19 protein-coding genes are annotated in these 17295 nt (G+C 63.0%); 12 read left to right on the forward strand and 7 right to left on the reverse strand.

What is annotated here, in order from left to right:
• Positions 1–79 precede the first annotated feature (79 nt).
• The 5 genes from ldtR to IF10I1_RS18380 all read right to left on the reverse strand — a co-directional run bounded on the left by ldtR (position 80) and on the right by IF10I1_RS18380 (position 4402).
• Positions 80–592 carry a transcriptional regulator LdtR gene (ldtR, locus tag IF10I1_RS18360; RefSeq protein ID WP_026355281.1) on the reverse strand — a complete coding sequence of 171 codons (513 nt, stop codon included), beginning with the start codon at positions 590–592 and terminating at the stop codon, positions 80–82.
• Between the two features lie 161 nt (positions 593–753).
• The gene (mmsB, locus tag IF10I1_RS18365; RefSeq protein ID WP_256387622.1) at positions 754–1665 is read right to left on the reverse strand and encodes a 3-hydroxyisobutyrate dehydrogenase; all 912 of its coding nucleotides are present in this window, start codon (positions 1663–1665) and stop codon (positions 754–756) included.
• A gap of 45 nt (positions 1666–1710) precedes the next feature.
• Positions 1711–2124 (reverse strand): DUF6163 family protein, encoded by a 414-nt coding sequence (locus IF10I1_RS18370; protein WP_050471303.1) that lies wholly within the window; start codon positions 2122–2124, stop codon positions 1711–1713.
• A 55-nt stretch (positions 2125–2179) separates the two neighbouring features.
• Positions 2180–3235 carry an enoyl-CoA hydratase/isomerase family protein gene (locus IF10I1_RS18375; RefSeq protein WP_186393775.1) on the reverse strand — a complete coding sequence of 352 codons (1056 nt, stop codon included), beginning with the start codon at positions 3233–3235 and terminating at the stop codon, positions 2180–2182.
• Positions 3236–3262: 27 nt separating this feature from the next.
• On the reverse strand, positions 3263–4402 hold the full coding sequence (locus IF10I1_RS18380; protein ID WP_186393776.1) for an acyl-CoA dehydrogenase family protein: 1140 nt from the start codon (positions 4400–4402) through the stop codon (positions 3263–3265).
• Positions 4403–4696: 294 nt separating this feature from the next.
• On the opposite strand from IF10I1_RS18380, the gene hemB reads away from it, so the two are divergent.
• From hemB to IF10I1_RS18400, 4 genes are all read left to right on the forward strand, one after another.
• The gene (hemB, locus tag IF10I1_RS18385) at positions 4697–5728 is read left to right on the forward strand and encodes a porphobilinogen synthase (RefSeq protein WP_186393777.1); all 1032 of its coding nucleotides are present in this window, start codon (positions 4697–4699) and stop codon (positions 5726–5728) included.
• Between the two features lie 26 nt (positions 5729–5754).
• On the forward strand, positions 5755–7029 hold the full coding sequence (locus tag IF10I1_RS18390; protein ID WP_186393778.1) for a threonine ammonia-lyase: 1275 nt from the start codon (positions 5755–5757) through the stop codon (positions 7027–7029).
• 119 nt (positions 7030–7148) lie between these two features.
• Positions 7149–7634 carry an RDD family protein gene (locus IF10I1_RS18395; RefSeq protein ID WP_186393779.1) on the forward strand — a complete coding sequence of 162 codons (486 nt, stop codon included), beginning with the start codon at positions 7149–7151 and terminating at the stop codon, positions 7632–7634.
• 124 nt (positions 7635–7758) lie between these two features.
• Positions 7759–8529 (forward strand): arginyltransferase, encoded by a 771-nt coding sequence (locus IF10I1_RS18400; protein ID WP_186393780.1) that lies wholly within the window; start codon positions 7759–7761, stop codon positions 8527–8529.
• Here the strand turns inward: IF10I1_RS18400 and IF10I1_RS18405 are convergent, their stop codons facing one another.
• Entirely contained in the window at positions 8530–9201 is a 672-nt protein-coding gene (locus tag IF10I1_RS18405; protein WP_186393781.1) for a uracil-DNA glycosylase, read from the reverse strand. It abuts the gene before it with no gap.
• 14 nt (positions 9202–9215) lie between these two features.
• Positions 9216–9803, reverse strand: coding sequence for an NYN domain-containing protein (locus IF10I1_RS18410; RefSeq protein ID WP_050471294.1), 588 nt, complete (start codon positions 9801–9803; stop codon positions 9216–9218).
• A 363-nt stretch (positions 9804–10166) separates the two neighbouring features.
• Here IF10I1_RS18410 and rpoZ point away from each other — a divergent pair, with 363 nt between their 5' ends.
• The 8 genes from rpoZ to era all read left to right on the forward strand — a co-directional run bounded on the left by rpoZ (position 10167) and on the right by era (position 17264).
• On the forward strand, positions 10167–10565 hold the full coding sequence (gene rpoZ, locus IF10I1_RS18415; RefSeq protein WP_019962555.1) for a DNA-directed RNA polymerase subunit omega: 399 nt from the start codon (positions 10167–10169) through the stop codon (positions 10563–10565).
• A gap of 77 nt (positions 10566–10642) precedes the next feature.
• Positions 10643–12853 (forward strand): bifunctional (p)ppGpp synthetase/guanosine-3',5'-bis(diphosphate) 3'-pyrophosphohydrolase, encoded by a 2211-nt coding sequence (locus tag IF10I1_RS18420; RefSeq protein WP_050471293.1) that lies wholly within the window; start codon positions 10643–10645, stop codon positions 12851–12853.
• A gap of 27 nt (positions 12854–12880) precedes the next feature.
• Entirely contained in the window at positions 12881–13462 is a 582-nt protein-coding gene (pyrE, locus tag IF10I1_RS18425; RefSeq protein ID WP_186393782.1) for an orotate phosphoribosyltransferase, read from the forward strand.
• 32 nt (positions 13463–13494) lie between these two features.
• Positions 13495–14067: a DUF2062 domain-containing protein gene (locus IF10I1_RS18430; protein WP_058900231.1), complete on the forward strand. Its 573-nt coding sequence runs from the start codon at positions 13495–13497 to the stop codon at positions 14065–14067.
• Positions 14068–14136: 69 nt separating this feature from the next.
• Positions 14137–14577 carry a holo-ACP synthase gene (gene acpS, locus IF10I1_RS18435; RefSeq protein ID WP_186393783.1) on the forward strand — a complete coding sequence of 147 codons (441 nt, stop codon included), beginning with the start codon at positions 14137–14139 and terminating at the stop codon, positions 14575–14577.
• 136 nt (positions 14578–14713) lie between these two features.
• Positions 14714–15475: a signal peptidase I gene (gene lepB, locus IF10I1_RS18440; RefSeq protein ID WP_050471409.1), complete on the forward strand. Its 762-nt coding sequence runs from the start codon at positions 14714–14716 to the stop codon at positions 15473–15475.
• Positions 15476–15488: 13 nt separating this feature from the next.
• Positions 15489–16196 carry a ribonuclease III gene (rnc, locus tag IF10I1_RS18445; RefSeq protein WP_174235457.1) on the forward strand — a complete coding sequence of 236 codons (708 nt, stop codon included), beginning with the start codon at positions 15489–15491 and terminating at the stop codon, positions 16194–16196.
• A gap of 153 nt (positions 16197–16349) precedes the next feature.
• Positions 16350–17264: a GTPase Era gene (gene era / locus IF10I1_RS18450; protein ID WP_186394033.1), complete on the forward strand. Its 915-nt coding sequence runs from the start codon at positions 16350–16352 to the stop codon at positions 17262–17264.
• Positions 17265–17295: the final 31 nt, after the last annotated feature.

Consider the following 17295-nt stretch of genomic DNA (forward strand, 5'->3'; position numbering starts at 1 on the left):
GCTCCCGCATAACAGAAAGGCCCGTGCCGGGTGTCCGGCACGGGCCTTTTCATTTCGTGCTGCCTGCAGTCCCTGCGGATCAGAGGCGGTAGAGGATCTGGTCGGTCCAGAAACGCTCCAGGCGGCGCAGCGACTTGTTGAGCATGGCGAAGTCACCGGCGTGGATCTCGCCCACCTGCTCGACCGAGAGAATGTGACGCTCATAGAGGTCATTCACGATCTTGGCGACTTCCTGGCCCTTCGGCGTCAGGCTGACACGGACCGAACGGCGGTCCATGCGCGAACGCTGATGATGAATGTAACCGGTCTCCACCAGCTTCTTGAGGTTATAGGAGACGTTGGACCCGAGGTAGTAACCGCGGGTGCGCAGCTCGCCCGCCGTCAGCTCGCTGTCGCCGATGTTGAACAGCAGCAGGGCCTGCACGCTGTTCACGTCGGAACGGCCCATGCGGTCGAACTCGTCCTTGATGACATCAAGAAGACGGCGGTGAAGTCTTTCGACGAGCGTCAGTGCTTCCAGGTACAGCGGCTTGAGTTCCGTGTCCTCTTCTGCCTGAGCAACGGCATCCATAGCTCTGTTAGCTGAGATCATTTGTTTGCGCCTCTATATTTCTACCTGTCATTGGGTGGTTATTTTTTCCACCTTGAGACTGACCATACAGAGGCGCTTCTAAAATCCGCTTAAGAGATACGCTGAATCATCTCTTAAAATTTACCGGAGACTTTTCGTCTGTTTCGATCCATCGAAAGAATTCATTCACCACGAAGGAATCGGACGATGCCAGAGAAGTCCGTGCCCGCGTGGCCCGAATTGCAGAAGAGGGCATAGAGGGCTGCGGCCTGCGCACCCAGCGGGGTTGCCGCACCGGAGGACTGCGCCGCCTCTTGGGAAAGCTTGAGATCCTTGAGCATCATCTGCGCCGCGAAGCCCGGCTGGTAATCCCGGTTGGCGGGCGAGGACGGCACGGGACCGGGCACCGGGCAGTAGCTTGTCAGCGACCAGCACTGGCCGGAGGCTGTGGATGAAATGTCGAAAAGTTTCTGGGCGTCGAGGCCCAGCCGCTCGGCAAGGATAAACGCTTCGCTAACTGCGATCATGGAAATGCCGAGTATCATGTTATTACAAATCTTGGCGGCCTGACCGGTGCCCGAGCCACCGGCGTGGACGATGGTCTTGCCCATCACCTCAAGGAAGGGCTTGGCGCGCTCAAAGGCGGCATCCTCGCCGCCCACCATGAAGGTCAGCGTTCCGGCAGCCGCACCGCCAACGCCGCCGGAAACCGGGGCATCCACCATGACCATGCCGGCGGAAGCGGCCGCCTGTGCCACGGCACGGGCGCTGTCCACGTCGATGGTGGAACTGTCGATCAGGAGCGTGCCGGGCCGGGCGCTGGCGAGAACGCCCTCTTCCCCGGTGTAGACGGCGCGCACATGCTTGCCTGCGGGCAGCATGGAAACCACCGCATCGGCATCACGTACTGCTTCGGCGACGGATGCGACCGCCTTGCCGCCTGCGGCCTCCAGTTGGGCCTTGGCCTCCGGCGACAGGTCAAACCCCTTTACCGCATGTCCGGCTTTGACCAGATTGGCCGCCATCGGGCCGCCCATGTTGCCAAGACCGATGAAACCCACTGATGCCATGACGCAACTCCTCCCGGTTCGCAAAGTCTCATCCGGAACCGTGCCAGGCTTGGGCCATCTGCGGTCCGGCTATTTCTTCCTGTGTTCCTGCTCCACCAGATAGACCAGCAGCAGATAGATGCCGATGGTCGCCAGATAGAACGTGATCTCGTAAGGCCGCCGTCCGAACATGTCGGAAAAAGCCGTGTGCATGACGATCTGGCTGAAGGCCCGGAACAGCCACATGACCGTGCCCCAGGACACCGCCAGCCAGAGGCCGATCGCCGCCACCAGATCCAGCACGGCGAAGAAGACGGTGGCCGTCTGCCATTCAATCGGCATTTCCCAGAACCATGCGCCGCGCCAGGGCGCAAAGCCGACGATGCGGGCCCAGTGGATCACCCCGCCCGCGATCAGCAGCAGCGCCATGCAGCGCAGATACCACAGCAGCACGGTGCTCCAGGGCGGGCGGTTCTTGAGGAGATCCTGAAAGCTTGTGATCATGGCCGGCCTTGCGGGAAGGGGCATCAGGCGTTGTCAGCCAGTGCCCGCGCTTCACTCAGGGCAGCGGAAGATCGCCGCCCTCTGGCCTTCCGAAATAAGCCGCCAGCCCCGTCCTGTCCACCTCTGCCAGACTTGCCACCTGCCAGCGCGGTGCATTGTCCCGGTCCACCAGCACGGAGCGCACGCCCTCATAAAAGTCCGTGTGCTTCAGGATCTCGCTGACAATGCGGAATTCCATCCGCATGCAGCCGTTGAAATCCAGCTCCGCGCCCCGGTTCAGCTGCTCGAAGGTCAGCGCCAGACTGGTGGGCGACTTGGCGGCCAGCATCCCCAGGCAATTTCGTGCGAAGTCTGAATCACTTGCGGCCAGCGCCTGCCAGATCTGGTCAACGCTGGAGAGGCCGAAAACGCGCTCCAGTTCATCCATCACTTCAAGCAGCGGCGCGGGACCTGCCTCCACCGCGTGGCGGGCAATCGCTGCCTCCACCGGCTCCCCGGCGCAGAGCGCGTCCGTCAGTGCCGGGATGGAGGCGGAGGCCACCGCATGGGTGAGCACGCCGGTCAGCAGCGCATCGGCCTGCTTCAGCCGGGCAGAGGTCAGAGCGCAGTAATAACCGGTGCGGCGCGGCATGCGCGGCAGGAAGTAGCTACCCCCCACATCCGGGAAGAAGCCGATGCCGGTTTCCGGCATGGCAAAGAGCGTCTTTTCCGTGCCCACCCGGTGCGAGCCATGCACCGACAGGCCGACACCGCCGCCCATGACGATGCCGTCGATCAGCGACACCCAGGGCTTGGGGAAATGTTTGATGCGGCTGTTGAGGATATATTCGTCCGCGAAGAAGCTCGTCTGCTCCGGTGCGCTCTTGAGGCCCTGCACCGCGCCCATGTCATAGACCTGGCGGATGTCGCCCCCCGCGCAGAAGGCCTTCTCGCCGCTGCCGCGCAGCACGATGCGGGTGATGGCCGGGTTCGTTTCCCAGTCATCCAGCCGGGTGGCGATGGCCATGACCATGCCATGGCTGAGCGCATTGAGCGCCTTGGGGCGGTTCAGGGTGATCAGCCCCGCCTGCCCCGCCACCTCGAACAGAACCTCGTCCGCGCTCTCGCTCATGCTCTTCTGCCTCCCCGGTTGCTGTTCTCACCGGCCAATCAGATCGCGCGAAATGATGACGCGCATGATTTCGTTGGTGCCTTCCAGAATCTGGTGCACCCGCACATCCCTCAGGAAACGCTCGATGGGATAGTCGCGCAAGTAGCCGTAGCCGCCGTGCAGCTGCAGCGCCTCGTTGACCACCTGAAAGCCCGTGTCCGTCGCAAGGCGCTTGGCCATGGCGGCAAGGCGCGTGGCACCTTCCGCCTTTTGCTCGACGGCCATGGCCGCCTTGTGCAGCAGCAGCCGGGCCGCCTCCAGTTCCGTCGCCATGTCGGCCAGCCGGAATTGCAGCGCCTGAAAAGTGGATAGGGAACGGCCGAATTGCTGGCGGTCCTTCATATAGGCGATGCTGCGCTCCAGGCAGGTCTGCGCCGCCCCCAGCGAGCAGGCGCCGATGTTCAGCCGCCCGCCATCAAGCCCGGCCATGGCGAACCTGAAGCCCTCGCCTTCTTCGCCGATGCGGTTTGCTGCCGGAATGCGGCAGTCCTCGAAAATGACCTGCGCCGTCGGCTGGCTCTTCCAGCCGAGCTTCACTTCCTGCGCCCCGAAGCTGAGCCCCGGCGTGCCTTTGTCCACGACGAAGCAGGAGATGCCGCCCGGCCCCTCCCCGCCCGTGCGGCCCATGACAATATAAACGTCCGACGCCCCGCCGCCGGAGATGAAAGCCTTGGTGCCGTTGAGGACGTAGCTGTCCCCATCCCGCACAGCGCGGGTTCTAAGGCTTGCCGCATCCGAGCCCGCGCCCGGCTCCGTCAGGCAGTAGCTGCCGAAACGGCGCATGCTGCACAGGTCCGGCAGATAGCGCTCGCGCAGCTCCTGCGAGCCGAACCGGTCGATCATCCAGCCGGTCATGTTGTGAATGGAGATATAAGCCGCCGTCGAGGTGCAGCCCTTGGCGAGTTCTTCGAAGATCAGCGCTGCATCCAGCCGCGTCAGGCCCGAACCGCCCAGATCCTCGCGCACATAGATGCCGGCAAAGCCAAGCTCTGCCGCCTTGCGCAGGGTCTCCACCGGGAAGATGGACTTCTCGTCCCACTCCCGCGCATGGGGCTCCATCTCGTCGCGGGCAAAGCTGGCGGCCACCTCCTGAAAGGCGCGCTGCTCCTCGTTCAAGGCAAAGTCCATGGGGCTCCTCCCGCCTGCACGGATGGCCGCAGATGGCGGTGCGGGGCGGCGGTTCTCCTCCTGCCTGCCCCTTGCCGCTCTGCAACCCTTGTCCTTCCGGGGTAGCCCGTTTTGACCTTAACGTCAATTTGGTGGCAGATCGTCTCTTTGGCCTATGGCTTGGCGCAAACGGCCTTCGATCATGAGGCAAAGACAACGATGCCGCAGTCCTCCCTATGGCATCACGGCGGCGCTGTTGTTACAGTCCGCGCCCATCACGCATGATCAAAACTTCCGAATTCCAGGACCCGCTCCATGTCCAGCCCGTTCCACAGCGTTTCCCCCGAGCACATTGATGACATTCTCGGCGGCCGCCGCCTGCGCCGCAACCGCCGCGCCGACTGGGCGCGCCGGCTGGTGCAGGAAAACGCCCTGACCGTGAATGACCTGATCTGGCCGATCTTCCTCGTCGATGGCAGCAACATCCGCCAGCCGGTGCCCTCCATGCCGGGCGTCGAGCGCATGTCGGTGGATGAAGCCGTGCGCGAGGCCGAATATGCGGCGAGCCTGTCGATCCCGGCGCTGGCGCTCTTCCCCTACACCGATCCCGGCCTGCGCGATGATGCGGGCAACGAGGCCCTCAATCCGGAAAACCTCATCTGCCGCGCCTGCCGCGCCATCAAGCAGGCGGGCCTCAACATCGGCCTCATCACCGATGTGGCGCTGGACCCCTACACCAGCCACGGCCACGATGGCCTGATGCATGGCGAGCGCATCCTGAATGACGAGACCGTCGATCAGCTTTGCCGTCAGGCCCTGACGCAGGTGGAAGCAGGCGCAGACGTGATTGCGCCCTCCGACATGATGGATGGACGCATCGGCGCCATCCGGCGGGCGCTGGATGCCAACGGCCACCGCGACACGCAGATCATGGCCTATGCCGCCAAATATGCCTCGGCCTTCTATGGCCCCTTCCGCGACGCGGTGGGGACCTCCAAGACGCTGATCGGCGACAAGCGCACCTATCAGATGGACCCGGCCAACACGGACGAGGCCCTGCGCGAGGTGGAACTGGACATTGCCGAAGGCGCCGACATGGTGATGGTCAAGCCCGGCATGCCCTATCTGGATGTTGTCTGGCGGGTGAAGGACACCTTCCGCATGCCGACCTATGCCTATCAGGTGTCGGGTGAATACGCGATGATCCAGGCCGCTGCCGCCAATGGCTGGCTTGACGGCGAACGCGCCATGCTGGAAAGCCTTCTGGCCTTCAAGCGCGCCGGAGCGGACGGGATTCTCACCTATTTCGCGCCCCGCGTGGCAGAGCTTCTCAAAAGCGGCCTCTGAGAGGCCGCCCATTTCCGGACGGATCCATGCATAGCCCCTCTGATCGCCAGACCTCTGAAAAACAGGCTTCTGGCCCCCTGCCGCTTTCCCTTGCCGATGTGGAAGAGGCGGCGCGTCTGATCCGGGGAGCCGTGCTGCGCACGCCGTTCCTGCCCGCGCCCAAGCTGTCGGCGCTGACCGGGGCCGAGGTTTTCGTCAAATACGAGAACATGCAGGTCACCAACGCCTTCAAGGAGCGCGGGGCGCTGGTGAAGCTGCTGTCGCTGACGGCGGAAGAGCGCCGGCGCGGCGTCATCGCCATGTCGGCGGGCAACCATGCACAGGCTGTCGCCTATCACGCCGGCCGGCTCGGCATTCCCTCCACCATCGTCATGCCGGAGACGACGCCTTTCGTGAAGATCACCGCCACGCGCGGCTATGGCGCCGAAGTGGTTCTGGCTGGTGACACGCTGGTGGGGGCAACGGCTGAAGCGCAGCGCCTGTCGGAGGAAAAGGGCTTCGTCTGGGTGCATCCCTTCGATGATCCGCATGTGATCCGCGGCCAGGGCACCATCGCGCTGGAGATGCTTGAAGACGTGCCGGACCTGGAGTGTCTCGTCATTCCGGTTGGCGGCGGCGGCATGATCTCCGGCATGGCCGTGGCCGCCAAGGGCCTGAAGCCCGGGATTTCCATCGTGGGCGTCGAATCGCGGCTCTATCCGGGCATGTGGAGTGCCGTGCATGACCAGGATCTGCCTTGCGGCGGCCCGACGATCGCAGAGGGCATTGCCGTCAAGGACGTCGGCGCCCTCACGCGCAAGATCGTGCGCGAACTGGTCGATGACATCATTCTGGCCGAGGAAAGCGCCATCGAGCGGGCCATCAACCTGTTCCTGACCCAGCAGAAGACATTGGCGGAAGGCGCAGGGGCTGCCGGCCTTGCCGCGCTGCTGACGGCGCCGGAGCTGTTCCGGGGCAAGAAGGTGGGGCTGGTGCTGTGCGGCGGCAACATCGACCCGCGCCTCGTCTCCTCCATCGTGATCCGCGAGCTCTCCCGCGATGGCCGCCTTGTCTCGGTGCGCATCGACACGCCGGACCGGCCGGGTGTACTGGGCGAAATCACCTCTCTCATCGGCGGGCGCGGCGGCAATGTGGTGGACGTGTCGCACCACCGCCTGTTCCTCAACGTGCCGGCCAAGGGCGCAACGCTGGATGTGACCTTCGAGACCTTCGACGCCGCCCACGGCCAGGCCATCATCGAAGCCCTGCGCGAACGCGGCTACGCGGTGCGGCAGATGAACGTGGCCGAGGTGATGGCCTGAGGCAGCACGCTGCGCGGTGAAGCTGGCGGGCATACCAAAAACCCTGACGGCAAACTGGAACGGAACAATTGACTGTTCGTCCCGTTCTTCCCACATGAATGGCAGAAACGGAGGCGGCAATGTCCTATCAGGCTGAAATTCTGGAACCCAGGCGCGGCGGCTTTGGCGCCACCGATGATCCTGCACTTTTCAGCGGGCTGCGCAGCAAGCGCATCATGGCCTTCCTGATCGACACGGCCATCATCGCCTTCTTCACCGTGATGGCGGGAATACTCATCTTCTTCCTAGGCATTTTCACGCTGGGCCTTGCCTGGTTCGCCTATGCCTTCCTGTGGCAGGGCGTGGCGCTGACCTACACCGCCATCACACTGGGCGGCGAGCGCGCTTCAACGCTGGGCATGCGCGCCATGGGGCTCGAAATGCGCCTGTGGCACGGCGGCAAGCCCTATGCCCTGCTGGCAGCGATGCATGCGCTGCTGTTCTGGTTCTCCGTCACCCTGCTGACGCCGCTGGTGCTGCTGGTCAGCCTCGTGTCAGACCGCAAGCGCCTGCTGCATGACATCATCCTTGGAACCGTCGTCATCAACGCGGACCGCCGTTTCTGACATCAGACCGGATTGCGCGGCGTTCCGGCACCGGAAATTGCCGGAAATGGGTGCTTGACGTTCCCTCTTGCCGCGCCATCCTGTCGGGATATCATTGTCTGCAACGAGAGGCAGATCTTCCGACGTGACCCGGCACCCGATCGACCATCCCCAGTTCTACCTGACGGCCCCCGCGCCGTGCCCGTATCTGCCGGGCCGGCAGGAGCGAAAGGTGTTCACCCATCTGGTCGGTCATCAGGCCCCTGCCCTCAATGACGTGCTGACGCAGGGCGGCTTCCGCCGCAGTCAGAACATCGCCTACCGTCCGGCCTGCGAGGCCTGCCGGGCCTGCGTTTCGGTGCGGGTGCGGGTGGCGGATTTCCAGTGGACCAGCTCCTTCAAGCGCACATGGAAGAAGGGCAGCTGGCTGGTTGGCGCCGAGCTGCCGCCCTCCCCCTCCAGCGAACAATACGACCTCTTCCGCACCTATCTTCTGGCCCGGCATGAAAATGGCGGCATGTCGGAAATGAGCGTGCTGGACTATGCGATGATGGTGGAAGACACCCATGTGGACACCATGGTCATCGAGTACCGGCGCCGCGGGCCGGACACGTTCCTCACCCGGCGCGGCACCGGGCCGCTGATCGGTGTTGCCCTGACCGACCGCATGGCCGACGGCCTGTCGATGGTCTATTCCTTCTACGATCCGGCCGTCGACAGCCTCAGCCTCGGCACCTTCATGATCCTTGAGCATATCGAGCGCGCCCGCAGGCTGAGTCTGCCCTATGTCTATCTCGGCTATTGGGTCGAGGGATCGCAGAAGATGGCCTACAAGGAGCGTTTCCAGCCGCAGGAGCACCTGGGCCCGGAAGGCTGGTCGCAGCCCGGCCCGTCCGCAAGCCTGTCTGACGGCTGATCAGACCCGTAAAGAGCTGGTCTTATCCACGTGAGCGCGGATCGAAGTGAAGACGCTGCGGAACATCTCCCGCGTCAGCCGTCCGGTGTTGGTGTTGTAGCGGGAGCAGTGATAGCTGTCGAAAAGCTTCACCGGCCGTCCGGACAGCTGAATGTCATGCCCTGCCCCATGCACGAAGGGTGATTTCGCACGCGGCAGCGACAGAGCGGTCAGGAACGTGTCATGGGCAATGCGCCCCAGCGCCAGCACCGCGCGGACCGAAGGCATGGCGTCAAGCGTTGCAATCAGGAACGGCCGGCAGGTCTTGATTTCCGGGCCGGTCGGCTTGTTCTCCGGCGGGACGCAGCGCACTGCATTGGTGATCAGGGCATCCACCAGCTCAAGGCTGTCATCCGGACGCGCCTCATAGACGCCCCTGGCAAAGCCGAAGTCGATCATCGTCTCGTAGAGAAGATCGCCGGCATAATCCCCGGTAAACGGCCGCCCTGTCCTGTTGGCACCACGCAAGCCCGGCGCAAGGCCAACGATCAGCAGGGACGGTGCCTTGTCGCCAAAGGACGGCACGGGCGCGTTGAACCAGTCCGGCGACAGACGCCGGTGCTCTTCGCGGAAGGCAACGAGACGCGGGCACAGCGGACAATCGCGTGCCGGGTCCAGAGCAACACCAGCCATATGCGGTTCAGGCCTCAGTAGTCGTCGTCTTCGTCGATGTCGCGGTCACGGTCCGATGCACGCGAGGGGCGCTCGGCGGGATCACGGCCAACGCGGTTGGCAAGGCTCGCCAGTTCAATGAAGTGGTCGGCCTGGCGGCGCAGATCATCGGCAATCATCGGCGGCTGGGTCTGAAGCGTGGAGACAACGCTTACCTTACGGCCCTTGCGCTGCAAAGCTTCGACCAGCGAGCGGAAATCACCATCCCCCGAGAACAGGACGATGTGATCAACGCTATCGACCAGCTGCATGGCATCGACAGCAAGTTCGATATCCATATTGCCCTTGACCTTGCGGCGGCCGCTGGAATCGACAAATTCCTTCACCGGCTTCGTCACAACCTTGTAACCGTTGTAATCGAGCCAATCAATCAGCGGACGAATTGAGGAATACTCCTGATCCTCAATGATCGCAGTGTAGTAATAGGCGCGCAGCAAATAGCCTTTGCTTTGAAACTCCTTCAACAGCATCTTGTAATCAATATCGAAACCGATCGCCTTTGCCGTCGAATACAAATTCGCACCATCGATAAACAAAGCAATCTTTTCTCTCGAATCAAACATAAGGCAATTCCTTTCCGGCGCCAGAGGGCTTTGGCGCAGCACTCAAAATATCAGGCGCAATTGATTGACTTGTATAAACAATCACTCGCTCGTTTACGTTGCTTCCCAGGCAGCAAAAGTTAAACTTTTAACTGAACGCCATTATTTGGACGTCTTTTGATGGGCGCAACAGTTGGGTACTACATTGGCGCAGCACTCCGCAATCGTAAATATGGCCCCCATTTGCGCATGTGAAAGGTTCTCAAGCCATTTTTTCACCCTTGTGACGCCTCATGCTCAATCACGAAACAGCGAGGGTTGCGCTAAGGTGCAGTTGCTAATATACGCTCATCACTTGAATTCCAGAACATATGGAGAAGTCCTATGGCGCGCGTGACCGTCGAGGATTGCATCGACAAGGTTGATAACCGGTTCGAGCTGGTGCTGCTGGCAGCACATCGCGCCCGGATGATCTCAAGCGGTTCGCCGCTGACCATCGATCGCGACAACGACAAGAATCCGGTCGTCGCCCTGCGAGAAATCGCAGATGAGACGGTGAGCCCGGAAGATCTTAAGGAAGACCTCATTCATTCTCTGCAGAAATATGTGGAAGTGGATGAGCCGGAGGCGGAAGCCGTACCGCTCGTTCCGTCCAGCAATTCTGGCGGCACCCAGGTCAATGCGGTAGACGATTCGAACGTTGAGTTCGACCGCATGTCGGAAGAAGATCTGCTGCGCGGTCTGGAAGGCCTTGTGCCGCCGGAGCGTTCGGACGACATCTGATTTCCGGCATGAGGCGGGTCATCTGAGTTGGCAAGCCCTGGTGCTGCAATCTGTGTCCAAGGGTGTCTGCTGCGGCCATGATGCGCCAATACGAGCTTGTCGAACGGGTTACCCGCTATAATCCGAATGCCGATGAAGGCCTTTTGAACAAGGCCTATGTCTATGCCATGAAGAAGCACGGGTCCCAGACCCGCGCTTCCGGCGATCCCTATTTCTCCCATCCGCTCGAAGTGGCTGCCATCCTGACCGATCTCAGGCTGGATGATGCGACCGTTGCCGTCGCGCTGCTGCATGACACCATCGAGGACACGGATGCCACCCGCGCGGAGATCGACACGGTCTTCGGCGAGGAAATCGGCAAGCTTGTCGAAGGCCTGACCAAGATCAAGCGCCTCGACCTCGTTTCCCAGAAGACCAAGCAGGCGGAGAATTTCCGCAAGCTGCTGCTCGCCATCGCCGATGATGTGCGCGTGCTGCTGGTGAAGCTGGCGGACCGGCTGCACAACATGCGCACGCTCCAGCACATGCCGGAGCACAAGCGCGGCCGCATCGCCGAAGAGACGATGGAGATCTATGCCCCGCTTGCCGGGCGCATGGGCATGCAGGACATGCGTGAGGAGCTGGAGGACCTGTCCTTCCAGGTGCTCAATCCGGAAGCCTATGCCACGATTGCCGAGCGGCTTACGGGCCTGCGCGAGCGCAATGGCGGGCTGATCGGCGAGATCGAAAGCCTGCTGACCGCCCAGATCGCCGAGCGCGGCATCGCCGCCCGGGTCAAGGGCCGTGAGAAGCGCCCCTACTCCATCTTCCGCAAGATGCAGCAGAAGTCGCTGGGCTTCGAGCAGCTTTCCGACATTTACGGCTTCCGCGTCATCGTCGGCACCACCGAGGCCTGCTACCGGGTGCTGGGCATCATCCACACCACCTGGCCGACCGTGCCGGGGCGGTTCAAGGACTACATCTCGACGCCGAAGCAGAACGACTACCGCTCGATCCACACCACGATCGTCGGCCCCAGCCGCCAGCGCGTGGAACTGCAGATCCGCACCGAGGCGATGGACCGGGTGGCCGAATACGGCATTGCCGCCCACGCCCTCTACAAGGACGGGCAGACGGGCGGGCGCAACATTGCCCGGCACACGGACGAGAGCCGCGCCTATGACTGGCTGCGGCGCACCATCGACCTCTTGTCGCAGGGCGACACGCCGGAAGAATTCCTTGAAAACACCAAGCTGGAACTGTTCCACGATCAGGTGTTCTGCTTCACCCCCAAGGGCCGCCTGATCGCCCTGCCGCGCGGGGCAACGCCGATCGACTTTGCCTATGCGGTGCATACGGGCATCGGCAACACCTGTGTCGGCTGCAAGATCAACGGCAAGATCATGCCGCTGGTGACCGAACTGCGGAATGGCGACGAGGTGGAAGTCATCCGCTCGCAGGCGCAGACGCCGCCGCCCGCCTGGGAATCGATTGCCGTGACCGGCAAGGCCAAGGCCGCGATCCGCCGGGCCACCCGCGAATCCATCCGCAAGCAATATGGCGCCCTTGGCGAGCATGTGCTGCAACGCGCCTTCAACCGTGCGGACAAGCCTTATTCGGAAGGCCTGCTGGATGGCGTGCTCGGCCTGCTCAATCAGGAAACCATTGCCGACCTGCTGGCCAGCGTCGGGCGCGGCGAGTTGAGCGCGCAGCAGGTGGTCAAGGCAGTGCACCCGGACTATCAGGACGAGCGCACAGCTCATCTGAAGCCGGAGCCTGGTGAAGGCTGGTTCGATCTCGAGAAGGGCCAGGGCCTCAAGTTCCGCATTCCCGATGCCGCGCAGGGCACCGATGGCCTGGCGCTGCCGATCCGCGGCCTGACCGGTGACATTCCGGTGAGCTTTGCCCCCAATGGTGGCGCCGTGCCCGGCGACCGGATCGTCGGCATCCTGACGCCTTCGGAAGGGCTGACTATCTATCCGATCCAGTCTCCGGCGCTGAAGGAATTCGACGACCAGAGCGACCGCTGGATCGACGTGCGCTGGGACATCGACGTGGACAATCCGGAGCGTTTCCCGGCGCGCATCAACGTGTCAGCGCTGAATGAGCCCGGCTCCCTCGCCGCCATCGCCCAGGTGATCGGCGACAATGGCGGCAACATCGACAATCTGAAGATGGTCCGCAAGGTGGCCGACTTCCATCAGATGATCATCGATCTCGAGGTATGGGATCTGAAACATCTGAACCGTATCATCAACCAGCTGCGGGCCAAGCCGAACGTGTCGAGCGTGACACGTGTCAACGGCTGACCCGGCACAAGACGGAGACTTTGGACGATGACGCAGGACGAAGTCCTGGCCGTTTTCCGCGAGGCGGGGGCCATTCTGGAAGGGCATTTCATTCTTTCCTCCGGGCTGCGCAGCCCGGTCTTCCTGCAGAAGGCCCGCGTCTTCATGTATCCGGAGAAGACCGAGCGCCTGTGCAAGGCGCTGGCGCGGAAGATCGAGGCGGCCGGCCTTGGCAAGATCGATGCCGTCGTCTCCCCTGCCCTTGGCGGCCTGATCCCCGGTTATGAAACCGCCCGCCACCTCGGCGTTCCGGCCATGTGGGTGGAGCGTGAGGGCGGAGAGTTCCGCCTGCGCCGCTTCGAGATGGAAAAGGGCGCGCGCGTCGTCATCGTTGAAGATATCGTCACCACGGGCCTGTCCAGCCGCGAGACGGTTGACGCACTGAAGGCAATTGGCGCAGACGTTCTGGCCGTGGCCTGCCTGATTGACCGCTCCGCCGGAGAGGCGGACACAACCGTGCCACTTGTATCGCTGACACAGTACAAGGTGCCGGCTTATGAGCCGGACAAGCTGCCGCCGGAACTGGCGGCGCTTCCGGCCGTGAAGCCGGGCAGCCGCAACCTCGCCTGAGCGGGCAAAACGGGAAAGGGAGACAGGACCGCATGCTGTTTCAGCGCAGAACACCGCCAACCCGGCTTCAAAAGATGCGCGTCGCCGTCTGGCCGCGGGAAAGCTGGTCCCGGTCGTTCCGCTATTACGGCAAGCGCGTCCTGCGCCTGACTGCAAGCCCGGACGCAATCGCCAGAGGTTTCGCGGCAGGCGCCTTCGCCTCCTTTACCCCCTTGATGGGCTTTCATTTCCTGCTGGCGGCCGCCTGCGCCTTTGCAATCCGGGGCAACATGCTGGCCTCGGCGCTTGGCACGGCTGTCGGCAATCCGCTGACCTTTCCCTTCATCTGGGCTGCGACCTACAAACTGGGCCACCTGATCCTGGGCTCCAGCCAGCATGAGATTGCCCGCCGCGAAGGCGCCACCCGCTATGGCTTCAACCTGATGGAGCAGTCGTTCGATACGCTCTGGCCGGTGATCAAGCCCATGCTGATCGGCGGGATTCCGCTGGGACTGGTCTGCGGTGCACTGTGCTATGTCATCGTTTTCCAGAGCGTGCGCACCTATCAGGAAGCCAAGCGCCTGCGCCTTGAAAAGCGCCGGGACGCAAGCCGCAAGGCCGAATAGCTTGAAGATGCCTGTCCGGCATCCTAATTCCATGTCTTGCGCGTTCTGACGGGCCAGGGAAAGGCAGCCATGATTCTTGGCATCGGCAGCGATCTGATCGACATCCGCCGCATCGAGCAGACACTGGAACGGTTCGGCGACCGCTTCACCAACCGCGTCTTCACTGATCGGGAGCGCCAGCGTTCCGACCGGCGCGCTGAGCGTGCCGCCTCCTATGCCAAACGCTTTGCCGCAAAGGAGGCCTGTTCCAAGGCACTTGGCACCGGCATCCGCATGGGTGTTGCATGGCGGGAGATGGGGGTGGTGAACCTGCCGAGTGGCCGCCCGACACTGGAACTGACGGGCAGTGCCGCCGGACGGCTTGCCCGGCTGACGCCCGAAGGCTTCAAGGCCCGCATTGACCTGACCATTACCGATGACTACCCGCTGGCGCAGGCCTTCGTGGTGATTTCCGCCTGGCCGCAGGACTGGCCGGAGCCCCCTGCGCCGCCGGTGCGCGAGCAGGCCTGAGGCTTCCACAGGCAGCAAGAAAGGCTTGTGGCAGGCCTTGCGCCAAGCCTTGCGTTGCCAGCCCCGGCATGAACGGCTAAAAGTCGCTGCAACAGACTGAGGCCAATGGCGCCTCGCGGCACGAATGAAGGACGACATGAGCGTGACGGACAAGAAAAAAGCCAAGGAAGGCAGCCTTGGCGAAACGGTCAAGGTGATCGTTCAGGCCCTGCTGATCGCGCTGGTCGTGCGCACGTTCCTGTTTCAGCCGTTCAACATCCCCTCCGGGTCGATGATGAACACGCTGCTGATCGGCGATTACCTGTTTGTGTCGAAATACAGCTACGGCTATTCGCGCTACTCCTTCCCCTTCGGCATGCCGCCCTTCTCCGGCCGCGTGCTGAGCTCGGATCCGGAGCGCGGGGATGTGGCCGTGTTCAAGACCCCGCACGACAATTCCACCGACTACATCAAGCGTGTGATCGGCCTCCCGGGCGATGAAATCCAGATGATCGATGGCGTGCTGCATATCAACGGCGAGGCCGTCCCGCGCGAGCGCATCGAGGACTTCATCGACAAGGACAGTTTCGGCAACGAGCGCCGCGTCGCCCGCTACCGTGAAACCCTGCCCAATGGCGTCAGCTACGACACGCTGGACCTGACCCCGCGCGGACAGTCCGACAACACCCGCCCGTTCAAGGTGCCGGCCGGCCATTACTTCATGATGGGCGACAACCGCGACAATTCCACCGACAGCCGCGTGCCGGTGGAACTGGGCGGTGTCGGTTATGTGCCGCTCGACAACTTTGTCGGCCGCGCCGAAGTGATCTTCTTCTCGGTCGATGGTGGTCAGCCTGCCTGGCAGTTCTGGTACTGGCCCTGGTCCGTCCGTTGGGACCGGCTGTTCCAGTCGATCTGAGGCAGGAGACGGCATGACCATTTCCCGCAAGACAGACATGCTTTCCGCCGTCGAGGCGCGCATCGGCCACAAGTTTACCGACCGCAGCCTGCTGCAACAGGCGCTGACCCATGCCAGCGCCCTGTCCGGGGCCGACACGTCCGGCGGCAGCTACCAGCGGCTTGAGTTCCTCGGCGACCGGGTGCTCGGGCTTGCGGTTGCCAGCATGCTGCACCGGCACTATCCGCGTGCCGACGAAGGCGAAATGGCGCGGCGCCTGAACCACATGGTCAAGCGCGAGACCTGCGCCGAAATCGCCATCGAGCTGAAGCTGGGCGATGACATGCGCATCAGCCAGAGCGAGGCGCAGACCGGCGGGCGCCAGAAGACGGCACTGCTGGCCGATATCTGCGAGGCCGTGATTGCCGCAATCTATCTGGATGCGGGCTTCGAGACGGCGGAAGACTTTGTGCGCCGCCTGTGGGAGCCGCGCATGCTGACCTTCTCCGGCCCCTTGCGCGATGCCAAGACCACCCTGCAGGAGTGGGTGCAGGCCAAGAGCCTGCCGGCACCGCTCTACAAGGTGGTGGACCGCACCGGCCCGGACCATGCGCCGGAATTCATCGTTGCCGTGCAGGTGGAAAAATTCCCCAGCGCCGAAGGGCGCGGCAACTCCAAGCGCGTGGCCGAACAGGCTGCCGCCGAAACCATGCTGCGGCGGGAAGGCGTCTGGAGCGACTGACGCCCGAGGCCCATGCACGGGATGCTTCGCCTCACCCAACAAACCCGCTATGATTGACCCGCCGGGGCCGGACCGCTGTCCGCCACGCCGGATGACACCTTGAAAGACGACGATTTGACCGATCAGGACCTGCCCGGCACCGCCGGGACCGACATGGATACCCTTCACACCGCAGACGGCACCCGCGCGGGCTTCGTTGCCCTCATCGGCGCGCCGAATGCCGGAAAATCGACGCTGATCAACCAGCTGGTCGGCACCAAGGTCTCCATCGTCACCCACAAGGTCCAGACCACCCGCTCCATCGTGCGCGGCATTGCCATGCATGGCGCCTCGCAGATCATCTTCGTCGACACCCCAGGCATCTTCAAACCCAAACGCCGGCTGGACCGGGCGATGGTCGACACCGCCTGGGGCGGCGCACGCGACGCGGATGTAACCGCCCTTCTGATCGATGCGCGCAAGGGCCTGACCGAAGAGGTGGAAGGCATCCTTGGCCGCCTTGCAAACATGCCCGGCAAGAAGGTGCTGATCCTCAACAAGACGGACGTCGCCAACCGGGAAAAGCTTCTGAAGGTCGCCACCACCGCGAACGAAACCGTCACCTTCGAGCGCACCTTCATGGTCTCGGCCCTGACCGGCGATGGCGTTTCGGACATTCTCGCCTATTTCGCCGGAGAAGTGCGCCCCGGCCCCTGGCTTTATCCGGAGGATCAGGTTTCCGATGCCCCCATGCGCATGCTGGCGGCGGAAATCACCCGCGAGAAGCTGTTCGAGCGCCTGCACGAGGAAATCCCTTACGTCTCCACCGTCGAGACCGAGCTGTGGGAAGAGCGCAAGGATGGGTCCGTGCGCATCGAGCAGACGATCTATGTGGAGCGCGACAGCCAGAAGGCCATCGTGCTGGGCAAGAAGGGCCAGACCATCAAGATCATCTCGCAGGCCGCCCGCACCGAACTGACGGAAATCGTGGAACGGCCCGTGCATCTGTTCCTCTTCGTCAAGGTGCGCGAGAACTGGGCCGATGATCCGGAGCGTTACCGCGAAATGGGGCTGGAATTCCCGCGCTGATCCGGCGCGGGACACAGAACAGGGAAACCGG

This window comes from Pannonibacter sp. I15F10I1, from assembly GCF_900185665.1.
Classification (GTDB): Bacteria; Pseudomonadota; Alphaproteobacteria; order Rhizobiales; family Stappiaceae; genus Pannonibacter; species Pannonibacter indicus.

Coding starts and splice junctions, on each gene's coding strand:
- IF10I1_RS18380 (WP_186393776.1), bottom strand. CDS start 4,402: ATGGACTTTGCCTTGAACGAGGAGCAGCGCGCCTTTCAGGAGGTGGCC.
- rnc (WP_174235457.1), top strand. CDS start 15,489: ATGACCATTTCCCGCAAGACAGACATGCTTTCCGCCGTCGAGGCGCGC.
- IF10I1_RS18390 (WP_186393778.1), top strand. CDS start 5,755: ATGCATAGCCCCTCTGATCGCCAGACCTCTGAAAAACAGGCTTCTGGC.
- IF10I1_RS18420 (WP_050471293.1), top strand. CDS start 10,643: ATGATGCGCCAATACGAGCTTGTCGAACGGGTTACCCGCTATAATCCG.
- IF10I1_RS18370 (WP_050471303.1), bottom strand. CDS start 2,124: ATGATCACAAGCTTTCAGGATCTCCTCAAGAACCGCCCGCCCTGGAGC.
- pyrE (WP_186393782.1), top strand. CDS start 12,881: ATGACGCAGGACGAAGTCCTGGCCGTTTTCCGCGAGGCGGGGGCCATT.
- hemB (WP_186393777.1), top strand. CDS start 4,697: ATGTCCAGCCCGTTCCACAGCGTTTCCCCCGAGCACATTGATGACATT.
- IF10I1_RS18375 (WP_186393775.1), bottom strand. CDS start 3,235: ATGAGCGAGAGCGCGGACGAGGTTCTGTTCGAGGTGGCGGGGCAGGCG.
- IF10I1_RS18430 (WP_058900231.1), top strand. CDS start 13,495: ATGCTGTTTCAGCGCAGAACACCGCCAACCCGGCTTCAAAAGATGCGC.
- IF10I1_RS18405 (WP_186393781.1), bottom strand. CDS start 9,201: ATGGCTGGTGTTGCTCTGGACCCGGCACGCGATTGTCCGCTGTGCCCG.
- lepB (WP_050471409.1), top strand. CDS start 14,714: ATGAGCGTGACGGACAAGAAAAAAGCCAAGGAAGGCAGCCTTGGCGAA.
- IF10I1_RS18395 (WP_186393779.1), top strand. CDS start 7,149: ATGTCCTATCAGGCTGAAATTCTGGAACCCAGGCGCGGCGGCTTTGGC.
- acpS (WP_186393783.1), top strand. CDS start 14,137: ATGATTCTTGGCATCGGCAGCGATCTGATCGACATCCGCCGCATCGAG.
- rpoZ (WP_019962555.1), top strand. CDS start 10,167: ATGGCGCGCGTGACCGTCGAGGATTGCATCGACAAGGTTGATAACCGG.
- IF10I1_RS18410 (WP_050471294.1), bottom strand. CDS start 9,803: ATGTTTGATTCGAGAGAAAAGATTGCTTTGTTTATCGATGGTGCGAAT.
- ldtR (WP_026355281.1), bottom strand. CDS start 592: ATGATCTCAGCTAACAGAGCTATGGATGCCGTTGCTCAGGCAGAAGAG.
- era (WP_186394033.1), top strand. CDS start 16,350: ATGGATACCCTTCACACCGCAGACGGCACCCGCGCGGGCTTCGTTGCC.